17 protein-coding genes and 2 pseudogenes are annotated in these 12,446 nt (G+C 39.5%); 4 read left to right on the top strand and 15 right to left on the bottom strand.

Annotation, left to right across the window (positions count from 1 at the left end):
- The first annotated feature begins 162 nt into the window (after positions 1-162).
- The gene (gene def, locus HT719_RS08560; protein WP_100104806.1) at positions 163-774 is read left to right on the top strand and encodes a peptide deformylase; all 612 of its coding nucleotides are present in this window, start codon (positions 163-165) and stop codon (positions 772-774) included.
- 44 nt (positions 775-818) lie between these two features.
- Entirely contained in the window at positions 819-1,547 is a 729-nt protein-coding gene (gene rlmB, locus HT719_RS08555; protein ID WP_172928895.1) for a 23S rRNA (guanosine(2251)-2'-O)-methyltransferase RlmB, read from the top strand.
- Positions 1,548-1,585: 38 nt separating this feature from the next.
- On the opposite strand, the gene trxB is transcribed toward rlmB, so the two are convergent.
- The 7 genes from trxB to HT719_RS08520 form a co-directional block, all read right to left on the bottom strand.
- Complete coding sequence (gene trxB / locus HT719_RS08550) at positions 1,586-2,497, bottom strand: thioredoxin-disulfide reductase (protein ID WP_119947794.1); 912 nt, start codon at positions 2,495-2,497, stop codon at positions 1,586-1,588.
- A gap of 65 nt (positions 2,498-2,562) precedes the next feature.
- Positions 2,563-2,787: a DUF4059 family protein gene (locus HT719_RS08545; RefSeq protein WP_172928893.1), complete on the bottom strand. Its 225-nt coding sequence runs from the start codon at positions 2,785-2,787 to the stop codon at positions 2,563-2,565.
- A 77-nt stretch (positions 2,788-2,864) separates the two neighbouring features.
- Positions 2,865-3,608 carry an amino acid ABC transporter ATP-binding protein gene (locus tag HT719_RS08540; RefSeq protein WP_119947796.1) on the bottom strand — a complete coding sequence of 248 codons (744 nt, stop codon included), beginning with the start codon at positions 3,606-3,608 and terminating at the stop codon, positions 2,865-2,867.
- Positions 3,608-4,408, bottom strand: a complete 801-nt coding sequence (locus tag HT719_RS08535) for an amino acid ABC transporter permease (RefSeq protein ID WP_001103446.1) — start codon at positions 4,406-4,408, stop codon at positions 3,608-3,610. The genes HT719_RS08540 and HT719_RS08535 overlap by 1 nt, the downstream gene beginning before the upstream one ends.
- Positions 4,409-4,565: 157 nt before the next feature.
- Entirely contained in the window at positions 4,566-4,922 is a 357-nt protein-coding gene (locus tag HT719_RS08530; RefSeq protein WP_055356948.1) for an arsenate reductase family protein, read from the bottom strand.
- Positions 4,923-4,927: 5 nt separating this feature from the next.
- Positions 4,928-5,446 carry a methylated-DNA--[protein]-cysteine S-methyltransferase gene (locus tag HT719_RS08525; protein WP_172928891.1) on the bottom strand — a complete coding sequence of 173 codons (519 nt, stop codon included), beginning with the start codon at positions 5,444-5,446 and terminating at the stop codon, positions 4,928-4,930.
- On the bottom strand, positions 5,446-5,940 hold the full coding sequence (locus HT719_RS08520) for a GNAT family protein (RefSeq protein WP_172928890.1): 495 nt from the start codon (positions 5,938-5,940) through the stop codon (positions 5,446-5,448). The genes HT719_RS08525 and HT719_RS08520 overlap by 1 nt, the downstream gene beginning before the upstream one ends.
- A 134-nt stretch (positions 5,941-6,074) precedes the next feature.
- Between HT719_RS08520 and HT719_RS08515 the strand changes: the two genes are divergently transcribed.
- Both HT719_RS08515 and HT719_RS08510 read left to right on the top strand, forming a co-directional pair.
- Complete coding sequence (locus HT719_RS08515) at positions 6,075-6,518, top strand: DUF1836 domain-containing protein (RefSeq protein WP_054393145.1); 444 nt, start codon at positions 6,075-6,077, stop codon at positions 6,516-6,518.
- Positions 6,518-7,165 (top strand): hemolysin III family protein, encoded by a 648-nt coding sequence (locus HT719_RS08510; protein ID WP_055356951.1) that lies wholly within the window; start codon positions 6,518-6,520, stop codon positions 7,163-7,165. The genes HT719_RS08515 and HT719_RS08510 overlap by 1 nt, the downstream gene beginning before the upstream one ends.
- A gap of 239 nt (positions 7,166-7,404) precedes the next feature.
- On the opposite strand, the gene pdxT is transcribed toward HT719_RS08510, so the two are convergent.
- The 8 genes and pseudogenes from pdxT to HT719_RS08475 all read right to left on the bottom strand — a co-directional run.
- Complete coding sequence (gene pdxT, locus HT719_RS08505; protein ID WP_023937432.1) at positions 7,405-7,986, bottom strand: pyridoxal 5'-phosphate synthase glutaminase subunit PdxT; 582 nt, start codon at positions 7,984-7,986, stop codon at positions 7,405-7,407.
- On the bottom strand, positions 7,987-8,862 hold the full coding sequence (gene pdxS, locus HT719_RS08500) for a pyridoxal 5'-phosphate synthase lyase subunit PdxS (RefSeq protein ID WP_000138526.1): 876 nt from the start codon (positions 8,860-8,862) through the stop codon (positions 7,987-7,989).
- Positions 8,863-9,070: 208 nt separating this feature from the next.
- Positions 9,071-9,755, bottom strand: a pseudogene (locus tag HT719_RS11680) (transposase); the annotation flags it as partial.
- A gap of 195 nt (positions 9,756-9,950) precedes the next feature.
- Positions 9,951-10,122: pseudogene (locus HT719_RS11675) on the bottom strand (IS630 family transposase); the annotation flags it as partial.
- 209 nt (positions 10,123-10,331) lie between these two features.
- Positions 10,332-10,661 (bottom strand): PqqD family peptide modification chaperone, encoded by a 330-nt coding sequence (locus HT719_RS08490; RefSeq protein WP_230554368.1) that lies wholly within the window; start codon positions 10,659-10,661, stop codon positions 10,332-10,334.
- A gap of 126 nt (positions 10,662-10,787) precedes the next feature.
- Positions 10,788-11,579: an ABC transporter permease gene (locus HT719_RS08485; protein WP_119947800.1), complete on the bottom strand. Its 792-nt coding sequence runs from the start codon at positions 11,577-11,579 to the stop codon at positions 10,788-10,790.
- Positions 11,580-11,597: 18 nt separating this feature from the next.
- A complete protein-coding gene (gene pduL, locus HT719_RS08480; protein ID WP_172928889.1) occupies positions 11,598-12,176 on the bottom strand; it encodes a phosphate propanoyltransferase in 579 nt (192 codons plus the stop codon).
- 19 nt (positions 12,177-12,195) lie between these two features.
- On the bottom strand, positions 12,196-12,446 hold a 251-nt coding region (locus tag HT719_RS08475), incomplete at its 5' end, for a hypothetical protein (protein WP_172928888.1).

Below are 12,446 nucleotides of genomic sequence, written 5' to 3'. Positions count from 1 at the left end.
GCAGTGCTTTGAGCAACCTACGGCTAGCTTCTTAGTTTGCTCTTTGATTTTCATTGAGTATGAATTGAACTTCCTATCTATTTTCTATAAATCCTAAAGGCTATAATACTTTCAATCCTTGTCATTTTGTGTTATCATGTAGAGGTAATGAAAGGAGAGAAAATGTCTGCTATAGAACGTATTACAAAAGCTGCTCACTTAATTGATATGAACGATATTATCCGCGAGGGGAATCCAACTCTACGCGCGGTTGCTGAGGAAGTTACTTTCCCCCTATGTGACCAAGAAATCATCCTTGGCGAAAAGATGATGCAATTCCTCAAACATTCCCAAGATCCTGTCATGGCTGAAAAGATGGGGCTACGCGGTGGGGTTGGACTTGCTGCTCCTCAATTGGATATCTCAAAACGCATTATCGCTGTTTTGGTGCCAAATATTGTTGAAGAAGGCGAAACTCCAGAGGAAGCCTATGATTTACAAGCCATTATGTACAATCCAAAAATCGTCTCTCACTCTGTTCAAGACGCTGCTCTTGGCGAAGGAGAAGGTTGCCTGTCTGTTGACCGTAACGTGCCTGGCTATGTTGTTCGCCATGCCCGCGTTACTGTTGACTACTTTGACAAAGATGGAGAAAAACACCGTATCAAACTCAAAGGCTACAACTCCATTGTTGTTCAGCATGAAATTGACCACATTAACGGTATCATGTTTTACGATCGCATCAATGAAAAAGACCCATTTGCAGTTAAAGATGGTTTACTGATTCTTGAATAAAGAAAATCCCGTTGCAAGACGGGGTTTTGTGTTATAATAGAGGCATGAAAACAAATGATATTGTCTATGGTGTCCACGCCGTTACCGAAGCCCTCCTTGCAAATACAGGAAACAAACTCTACCTCCAAGAAGATCTCCGAGGTAAGAATGTTGAGAAAGTCAAGGAACTAGCTACAGAAAAGAAGGTGTCCATTTCTTGGACATCAAAAAAATCTCTCTCTGAGATGACTGAAGGTGCTGTTCATCAAGGTTTTGTTCTACGAGTGTCTGAATTTGCCTATAGCGAGCTAGATTACATCCTTGCAAAAACACGCCAAGAAGAAAATCCACTTCTATTGATTCTAGATGGTCTAACCGATCCCCATAATCTGGGTTCTATCTTGCGAACAGCCGATGCAACCAATGTTTCAGGTGTCATCATTCCCAAGCACCGTGCTGTCGGAGTAACTCCTGTCGTTGCCAAAACAGCCACAGGTGCTATTGAGCACGTTCCAATCGCTCGAGTGACCAATCTCAGTCAAACTCTGGACAAAGTCAAGGATGAAGGCTTCTGGACCTTTGGAACGGATATGAATGGTACTCCTTGCCACAAGTGGAATACAAAAGGGAAAATTGCCCTCATCATCGGAAATGAAGGAAAAGGCATCTCTAGCAACATCAAAAAACAGGTCGATGAAATGATTACCATTCCCATGAATGGACATGTTCAAAGCCTTAATGCTAGTGTTGCTGCGGCCATTCTCATGTACGAAGTTTTCCGAAATAGACTATAAAAAAGTTTCCAGTCATCTGATTGGAAACTTTTTTATGATTAACTATGTTCTGTGATAAATTTATAGGCTTCTTGACCAGCGATAGCTCCATCTCCAACTGCTGTTGTAACTTGGCGAAGGTCTTTCAAGCGAACATCTCCAACCGCAAAAATACCATCAACTGCAGTTTTCATGTGGTTATCTGTCACAATCCAACCTGCCTGATCTTGAATATTCAATTCTTTAACAAAATCGCTAACAGGGTCCAAACCAACATAGATAAAGACACCGCCGAAGGCTTGCTCTGTCACTTGACCTGTTTTCACATTTTCAAATACGACAGATTCTACTCGGTTTTCACCCTTGATTTCCTTGACTACAGAATCCCAGATAAAGCTGATTTTCTCATTCGCAAAGGCTCGATCTTGTAAAACCTTTTGAGCACGAAGTTGGTCACGACGGTGAACAATGGTAACAGTCTTGGCAAAGCGAGTCAAGAAGAGGGCTTCTTCAACAGCTGAATCTCCACCACCAACTACCAACAAATCTTGGTCACGGAAGAAGGCACCATCACACACGGCACAGTAAGAAACACCACGACTGTTCAGTTCTTCTTCTCCAGGTACTCCCAAAGGACGGTGTTTAGAACCAGTTGCTACGATAACTGTACGTGTTTCATATGTTTGGTCATCAGTCATCACTTTCTTAAAATCACCATGGTCTTGGACATTTTCAACATAAGCATAAATGTGCTCAACACCAAGATTTTCAAGCGGTTCAAACATTTTTTCTGCCAATTCTGGCCCACTAATATTAGCGTATCCAGGATAATTTTCGATATCAGAGGTATTATTCATCTGACCACCTGGCAGACCACCTTCAATCAAGGCTACTTTCAAATTGCTTCGAGCAGCATACAAGGCTGCAGTCATACCTGCAGGTCCAGCACCGATAATAATAGTATCGTACATATAGATTCCTTCTTTCTTGTTGTAACTATCTTTATTCTAACTCTTTCTTGTCAATCAAGCAAGGATTATGCCTTGAAAACAAGAATTAAACTCATAACCGCAAAGGATAATACTGGAACAACCAAGACCCCAATCATAATCATATCATAGAGATGGGCTTGGCGAGCCTTAACTGTCTTATCAACTCCCGACATGGCTCTCAGTCCAATCCAAATTCCTAAAAAAATCAGGACAAGGATGGTGGCCAAGATTAAACTCTCGAAATATAAAGAAAATAGTTGCAGTAGCATGATTTCTCTCATTTCTTTCTTTTTTAAAGAGTAAACTCAGCTAGTCCAGCTAACTGAGTTTTCCTTTATCTATTATATCAAATATAAGTCCGTTTGTAACTAGCAAAGAATTCTTTTGTGCGCTCTTCTTTAGGATGGTAGATAATCTCATCCGGTGTTCCAGACTCAATGATTTTCCCCTTATCTAGGAAAAGAATCTTATCAGCCACTTGGGCTACAAAGGACATGTCATGACTGACCAAAATCATGGTTTGACCTGACTTAGCAGCATCTGCAATAGACTTTTCTACTTCTCCGACCAATTCTGGGTCAAGGGCTGAAGTTGGTTCGTCCAAGAGCAAGACATCTGGTTTCATAGCGAGAGCACGCGCCAAGGCAACCCGTTGCTTCTGTCCACCTGATAAATGACGAGGATAATGGTTTTCACGGTCAGAAAGTCCAACCTTAGCCAACTCTTCCTTGGCAATCTTGGTTGCTTCTTGGTCAGATAATTTCTTGACAACAACCAAGCCTTCTTTCACATTATCAAGTGCTGTGCGGCGTTCAAACAAATTAAACTGTTGGAAAACCATAGACAGCTTACGGCGTAGGGCAAGGATTTCTTCTTGAGTGATTTTAGAAAAATCAACTGAAAAATCATCAATCTGAATAGAGCCACTGTCAGGTGTTTCAAGATAATTGAGACTGCGAAGGAAGGTTGATTTTCCAGCTCCTGAAGAACCAATCAAGGCTACAACTTCCCCTTTTTGAATATCCAAGTCCAGATGATCCAAGACAGTCTGTCCTGAAAAGGATTTGCTTAAATTCGAAATCTTAATCATTAACGAAGGTCTCCTTTCACATCTGTTTGCACTGTATCTGGTGCAGAAATAGCCATTTTTCTCTCGATGAAACGACCGAGGCTTTCAATTCCGATATTGACTACCCAATAAACAAGGGCTACAGAGATGAATCGCTCAAAGTAACGATAATCAGCTCCACCCAGAATCTGAGCTTGGGCAAAGACTTCCACAACACCCGCACTGAAGGCTAGGGAAGTTCCCTTGGTCAAGCCGATGAGGGAGTTAATCAAGGTTGGAGTCGCCACAACGGCTGCATTTGGAATAATCACGCGACGATAAACTTGTGCTCGGGTCATCCCCAGACTGCGTGCCGCCTCAATTTCACCAGGATTAACTGAGAGAATAGCTGCACGAATGGTTTCACTCGCATAAGCTGCCTCATTAAAAGCAAAAGCAACAATCGCAAAAGCAGCAGCTGGAATGGCATTGATATTGAGACCAGTACCCCATTGCTGATTGAGGGCTTTCAAAGCCAAAGGAATTCCGTAGTAGGTCAACATGAGTTGCACCAAAATCGGTGTCCCTTTTAAGAAACTAACAAAGAAGGCCTGCAAGGGATATAAAATCTTGACACGATTGATCTTCACAATGGCAAAAAGAAGTGCCAAAACCAAGCCAAAAAAGGCACCACCAATTGTCAACATAATCGTTGTTGGCAGTTGTTGGACAATTCTCGGGATTCCATCAAAGACCGAACGCAGACTAAAAAGCTTGCCATCCGGAATCAATTGCATCAAGTTTTGGTACCAATCTGATGCTAAAATCGTTGTAACATTCATAAAAACATCCTCTCCTGATAATGATTCATTCTACCATACTTCTGCCGTCAATGAAATTATTTGCTACGGTCAGATACAGACTTTGTCTACCTACTAGTTTATCATACTTTGAAACAGGGAGGCTATATATTTTATCTATCAAAGAGATAAGTAAAAACTATTTCAGTCCCAATTCTTCATAAGCTTTTCGATAACCGATTTGCTTAACAGTTCCATTTTCTACTAAAATGGGCCGTTTTAACAACATACCGTCGCTTGCTAGTAACTCAGCTGCTTCTTGGTTCGACAGACTTCCTACCTTATCTTTCAGCCCTAGTTCACGGTATTTGATTCCACTGGTGTTAAAAAATTGCTTCAATTCAAACCCTGAGGTTTCCAGCCAGTTTAAAATAACTTCTTGGCTAGGTGTTTCTTCGGCGATATGGACGGCTTTGTAGTCCACACCGAGTTGGTTTAATTCTTGTTTTGCTTTTTTACAAGTTGAACATTTTGGGTATTCGATAAATTCTAACATGTCTTTCACTTTCTATTATTCATATCTTTAAAATCTGCGCCTTCATACTCCAAGAGCCAGGCTTTCTTTTCCACTCCTGCGGCATAACCAGTCAGACGCTTGCCTGCTCCCAGCACACGGTGACAAGGTACTAGAATAGACCAAGGATTGCGTCCTACCGCTCCACCAATTGCTTGAGCAGAAGGCACTTGCAGGTCTTGGGCTATTTGCCCATATGTCACTGTCTGACCATAAGGAATGCCCTGTAAATAGTCCCAAACTCGCTTTTCAAAATCCGTTCCAATTGGAGCCAAGGGCAAGTCGGATAAATCCTGAGGCTTGCCTTTAAAGTAAGCATCTAAACAAGCAATAACTGGGTCTAAAATGGGGTGACTAACAACTTCTTCTATCGTTTCATCTCCTAGTCCCCTCTCAAAATGCTTCTGCTCCTGAACCCAAATTCCATACAAATAATGGTCATCAGCTACGAGAGAAAGGGAGCCAATCGGCGAAGAATAGAGCATTTTTGCGTACTTCTTTTGCATTATTTCTTCAATTTTTGATAGGCCAAGCGTTCGCCATCAACTGGAACCTTACCAACCTGTTTAAAACCGAGTTTTTCAAAAATATGTTGCATAGCTTTGTTTTCAGCATGGGTATCTGAGCGAAAATCAAGATAATCAAAACCTTCAATCAAGCCCTCTAAGAAGGTTTGAGCAACTCCTTGTCCCTGCACAACTGCTGCCACAGCAATACGGTGAAAGACTAGATATTCTGACTCTCCAGCTTGCCATTTTCCCTCATAAATAGCTTCATAGGCCTCCTCTGGACTCTTAGTCACAGCAGCATAGGCTAATAGTTCTCTCTCTTCCAAGGCTACGTAAGCTTGACCTGAGATAATATCATCGATAATAATGTCCGCATTTGGATAACCATTTTGCCACTGGTCACTACCAGCATCTGCTAAACATTTCTTGGCTTCCTCCATCACCTGCATGATGGCATCTACTTCATTTGGAAAAGCTAAACGAATCTCCATCTTTTCTCCTCATTTCTGACTAGTTTCTCCCATCATAGCATAATTTAATCCTTTTCACAAGCAGTTAAAACTTGACTTTCTGTTTTTATTATTTTATAATCTAGTTATTAAAACTAGATAAAGAGGAGTTGAAAATGAAAACTACCTTTTCCTACCCAAAATGGGCAGAAATCCCCAATATTGACCTCTATCTGGACCAGGTTTTACTCTATGTCAATCAGGTCTGCGCCCCTATCTCTCCTGATAAAGACAAGGGCCTGACAGCATCTATGGTCAACAATTATGTCAAACATGGTTACCTGACAAAGCCTGACAAGAAAAAATACCAACGCCAACAGATTGCCCGTCTGATTGCTATTACAACCCTCAAGTCTGTCTTTTCTATTCAAGAAATAGCCCAGACACTTAATACTCTCCAAACTCAAGCAAGTTCAGACCAACTCTACGATGCTTTTGTGGACTACATGAACCAAGGAATGGATCCAGCTAACCCCATTATCCAAACCAGCTGCCAAACCGTTAAACTCTATCATCAAACTCTAGCCTTAATCCATCATACTCAAGAGGAGGAAATCTAATGAATACAAGCCTAAAGCTCAGCAAACAACTCAGTTTTGGAGAGGAGATTGCTAATAGTGTGACCCATGCTGTGGGTGCAGTCATCATGCTCATTTTACTCCCTATTTCGTCCACCTATAGTTATGAGACACACGGATTTTTATCCTCTATCGGCGTTTCCATTTTCGTCATCAGTCTCTTTCTCATGTTCCTCTCATCCACCATTTATCACTCTATGGCCTATGGCTCGACCCATAAATATGTCTTGCGAATCATCGACCATTCTATGATTTATGTGGCTATCGCAGGCTCTTATACGCCCGTCGTCTTGACCTTAATGAATAACTGGTTTGGCTATCTAATTATTGCCATCCAATGGGGAACGACCATCTTTGGTATTCTCTATAAAATCTTTGCTAAAAAAGTCAATGAGAAATTTAGCCTTGCTCTTTACCTAATTATGGGCTGGTTGGTTCTGACTATCATTCCTGCCATTATCAGTCAAACAACACCCATTTTCTGGAGTCTCATGGTAACTGGCGGACTCTCTTATACAGTTGGAGCTGGATTTTACGCCAAGAAAAAACCTTATTTCCACATGATTTGGCATCTCTTTATCCTAGCTGCGTCCGCACTTCAATACATCGCCATTGTTTATTACATGTAAAACTCTAAGCAGGCAGAGCCTGCTTAGAGTTTTATAATCGAATTTCCTAAAGAGGAAGCAATATGAAAGCCGTCATTGCTTGTGCTCATAAGATCTTCAGAATCATTTACAAACTACTCTCCACCAAGCATACTTATCAAAAAGAAAAGGCGCTAGGACTGAGGAAACAGTTCTAACGCAAAAACTAAAAAAATTTCAATTATAGTATAGCACAGGAAGTGATTTTTTGCGCTTTTTTACTATCTTTTTTCTTCACATATATTTATAAAGTACTGGTGCAAGCTTACATCATCAGTCAATTCAGGATGAAAAGAAGTTACCAACATATTTTTTTCTTGGGCTGCAACGATTTGATTATTCACTGTTGCTAGAATTTCTACATCTTCTCCAACACTGCTGATAATTGGACCACGGATAAAGGTCATTGGAATCTGACCAACTCCCTTACATTCTGCTTCCGTATAGAAACTTCCTAATTGGCGCCCATAGGCATTGCGCTCGACCACCATATCCATAGTTCCTAGATGACTCTCTTTCTGAGAAGTAATTTCCTTAGCCAGCAAAATCAAGCCTGCACAGGTTCCAAATACTGGTAAACCAGATAGAATGGCTTCTCGAATGGGAATCAGCATGTCCTGGTCTCGTAAGAGCTTGCCCATGGTTGTAGACTCACCACCAGGCAAAATCAAACCCGACAAGTCACTCTGAGATTTCTGAAAATCCTCTAAATTTCTGATTTCAACACTCTCGACACCTAATTGATCTAGCACTTTTGCATGCTCTGCAAAGGCACCTTGCAAGGCCAATATTCCGATTTTCATCTATTTTCCTCGCTCAGCCATGAGAATTTGGATCTCATTTTCATTGATACCAACCATAGCTTCTCCTAGATCTTCAGAGATTTGAGCTAGGATTTGAGGATTACGGAAGTTAGTCACAGCCTTAACAATGGCACTCGCTCGTTTAACAGGATCGCCTGACTTAAAAATACCTGAACCGACAAATACACCCTCTGCCCCTAATTGCATCATAAGTGCAGCATCTGCTGGCGTTGCAACGCCTCCAGCTGCGAAGTTTACAACTGGCAATTTCCCATGTTCATGGACGTATTGAACCAATTCTACAGGGACTTGCAATTCCTTGGCAGCAACATAAAGTTCGTCCTCGCGTAGGTTTTGAATACGGCGAATTTCCTGATTCATCATACGCATATGGCGAACAGCTTGGACAATATCTCCTGTACCCGGTTCTCCTTTAGTACGAATCATGGAAGCACCTTCAGCGATACGACGCAAGGCTTCCCCCAAGTCCTTAGCTCCACAGACAAAAGGTACTTGAAATTCTTTCTTGTCCACATGGAAACGATCGTCAGCTGGAGATAAAACTTCACTCTCATCGATATAGTCAATCTCAATAGCCTCTAAAATCTGAGCTTCAACAAAATGCCCGATTCTAACCTTAGCCATCACTGGAATGCTAACCGCTTCTTGGATTTCCTTAATCATCTTTGGATCACTCATACGGGAAACACCACCAGCTGCACGAATATCAGCTGGAATCCGCTCCAAAGCCATAACAGCAGCCGCACCAGCAGCCTCTGCAATACGAGCCTGTTCAGGATTTTGAACGTCCATGATAACCCCACCTTTGAGCATCTGTGCCAAATTTTTATTTAATTCATAACGATTTTCAGTCATTTGTTTTATCCTCATCATTTATATTGGTAGCTACCATTTCATTTTAAAATAGAACAGAGTGAATCACAAGATAAAAAAAGAAGAATTGTGTGGGTACAGATTGAATCGAGTAGGGGCTAAGACTAGTCCCTCTCACACCACCGTAGGTGCCGTTCGGCATAGGGTAGTTCAACTAATACTCATATCTATTTTCAAAAAGCATTCTGGTTCATTCTCTTTTAACGATGGACTTTACAACACTCCTCTCTAATCCTTGTATGATCTCTTGAAATGTATCAATGCCAGCTTCCAAGGTTTGAAATGCTTTATTCTGGAAGCCACCTTCACCAAGCTCTTTCTGCATCTGTTCAATAGGATTCATCTCTGGCCTGTATGGGGGAATAAAGGGAAAGCCAATATGATTTGGAATAGTTAAGCTACTTGATGGATGCCCTAGGGCATGATCCATGACTAGTAAAATAAAATCAGTTGGATAGGCCTGTGACAGTTCTTGTAAACAAGCTTTCCTCCATTCAGTATGGCATCCTCCGGCAAGCAGGAAAAAGGATGCTCCTCTATAAGCATCAACAGCTCTCTAACAGTAAGAGAATTCATGCACGGAATGACTATGGACAGGAGGACCTATTCCTTTAGGTGGCTAACAAGATCCTAGTTTACTGCCTATCCGAAACCAGCCTCATCTTTGATGCATGAACCCAAGCTTACGAAAGCATCTACTATCTTTAAAGCGTTTTCTTACCTTCTTGAATAGAGATGGGATGTTTAGACGCGGCAATGGTTTGAGCGCCTGCTTTCTTAGGACCTAGGGCAACAGTGCGCCAGCTATGTCGCTTCAACAGTTGACAGAAAGCATCACCTGTGTAGGAACGACTAATCTCCTTTTGATAGGACTGAAGAAATGGAGTATCACTAAACCTCCTGAGAAACAATCTCTAGAACACTTGTCCTACAACGGCCTGTATATCCTAGTCCGGTACGTTATAAGCAATGAATTCATTTTTATTACAATTCAATCTAGATTTTGCAGGAAATCTACTGTAACAACTTCCTCTTCCTCTGAAGTTTTCAAATGACCGGAAAACTATCTATTCCTTGACTGTCATATAAACGTGGTTACAACCACCACGTCTTTCTTGAAGGAGAGAGTCCGAACCTAACTCCTCATCCTTCTTTAAATTTCACCAAACTACAGTCTAGACGCTCTATCATCTCTTGATAGGATTTTCCCATCAAACAAAGCAGAACGATTGGAAGACTTTGTGTTAGAGGCTTAGTAAGGTCTTTAAAGAGAAAGGTGATTTCTTGTTTAGCTAATTTCATGTTACTATCGTACAATGCTTTTTGAAGTATGTCTAGTATTAACCACTCTTTTCATCACCCCACTACAAGTTGATAAAGAGCCACAAAACTTCAAGACTTTTCTAAGTATTTTCGATATAAGCATTAAATATATTTCAGAAAAAGCAACATTAACCTCCCTTAACTGAAACAAACTCAAGTTCACTAAATTGGTTAATAATTCTTTTCAAGTCTTTATCTGCTTTTTTCTCTGATACATCATATTCAGATGTTAATTTTCTCAATAAGTGGTCATATGAAATTGAAGTATCAATTTTAGACCATATAAAAAGATTTCTCTCTCCATCACTTATAACATTGATTTTACTTCGAGTATCCTTTAAATTATCATTAATATCAATTCCATTAATTGTAATTTCTCCTGAATCTTGTTTTAGAAGCGTTGTCATCATTTTTATTAAGGTTGTTTTGCCTGCCCCATTTTCTCCTAAAACTCCAATTATTTTTCCTCTTGGAATTTTTAATGAAACATTATTAATAGCTTGCTTTTTCTTTTTAGTAAATTAATCTTCGTTTTTGTAAGATAACTTTTAGATACATTTTTTACTTCTAACATCGGAATTCTCCTAAATTGTTAAATATTCGATCACTTTCTTCTCCATCTTTTTATAACTGAGCAAGCCAATCACAATAAAAACTAATGAGAGAAGTAAAACTTTAAAAATCAATAGACATAGTTGAAGCGATTCCAAATCTCCAGAAGATATTAGTCTAACTATCTCTAAGCCATAAGTAATTGGTAATAAATCACCAACACATTTTAGAAAATCAAGAAGCACTGTCCTAGGAAATGTAACACCAGATACTAAAAATATCAAAATAAATAACGTATTCTGACTTATAAATGTATCTCTTAACCAGAGCATTATGTTAGCAACAAAAACACTCATAGAAAATGATATTAAAACAATAACAATATAACTCAACAGCCAATAGGATATTGGAGTTGCCATGAACTTTGCACCGAGCAAAATAGAAATAATAAAAAGTGAACAAAACTCCATAAAAGTTCTTCCAAGCTGTTCAATGAACACGCCTATATAATAGCTGAAAATACTATATGGAGTTATAAATAAGCTTTCCAAGGTTCCCTCTCGGACCTCAACCATCAATGAACGCCCTACATTCATCAAAATAGCAACAGCAACATTGTAGTAAAGCATCCCAGCAGCAGCGAAAGTAAAATAATCAATCACTTCTACTTGACTAACTACTAATTTGTTATTAAAAAGATAATGAGCAATTAACCAATACCCTAAAAGCTGAAAAATGGCATCTAACAATCGATTCAGGAATAGAGCTACTGGAAAAAATCTAGTATACATTTGAAAATTTCTAATTATTAATGCCTTAATCAACTTTCGATAATCTCCATTCTACTCTTTTATAATCGTGCCAATCTCACCTCCTGATAAAAGAAGTGCATTCGCATCATCAGTATCAATATGCATTTCCAATCTATATTTATCACTCACTCTGCAATGAACATCATGCAAAGTAGCACTTTTTTCGCTTTTTACTTCAACAGAAACTATATCTCCATTTTCAAGACCCATTTCCTCAGCTTCTTCTGTGGCAAAGTGAATATGTCTATTAGCAATAATGCACCCTTCATCTAAATTAACTCTTCCATTAGGTCCTATAATGGTAATCGGTGAAGAGTTTTCAATCTCACTCGAAGTACGTACTGGTGGAGTTATCTTTAATAATCTAGAATCTGTTTTAGAAACCTCAACTTGTGTATAAGGACGAATTGGTCCTAATACCCTGACACGATTAATCTCGCCAGATGCCGACTGAATTGTAACCTGTTCTTCAGCAGCAAATTCACCAGGCTGATACAAATCTTTTAACTTGTTTAGTTGGTATCCTTCACCAAATAAAATATCTAAATGTTCCCTCTTTAAATGAACATGTCTAGCAGAAATGTTAATGATTACTTGATTAATTTCCATGATAATTTATCTCCTTTTCCTATTTATAATACCATATTTTTTCTGATTCATTATACTCAAAATGAATCAAAGCCTCTTTATTCAGATACATACCCTCTTCATTGAGTGAATGATTCAAATCAGAGTTCCATTGTGACGGTTTATCTCCTATACTTTCTAAGTTCTCAACAAAAGTATAGATATAAAAGTTTGTTGCTCTATATTTTTCACCTCCTATATTAAAATCTCTAAATAGGCTTATTGCTAATATTTTATAGTTGCTTAGTTTCA

This window comes from Streptococcus sp. k-378, assembly GCF_013277505.1.
GTDB lineage: Bacteria > Bacillota > Bacilli > Lactobacillales > Streptococcaceae > Streptococcus > Streptococcus pseudopneumoniae.
The sequence above is the reverse complement of the archived record's forward strand: the minus strand, read 5'-3'. Positions and strand labels throughout refer to the sequence as shown.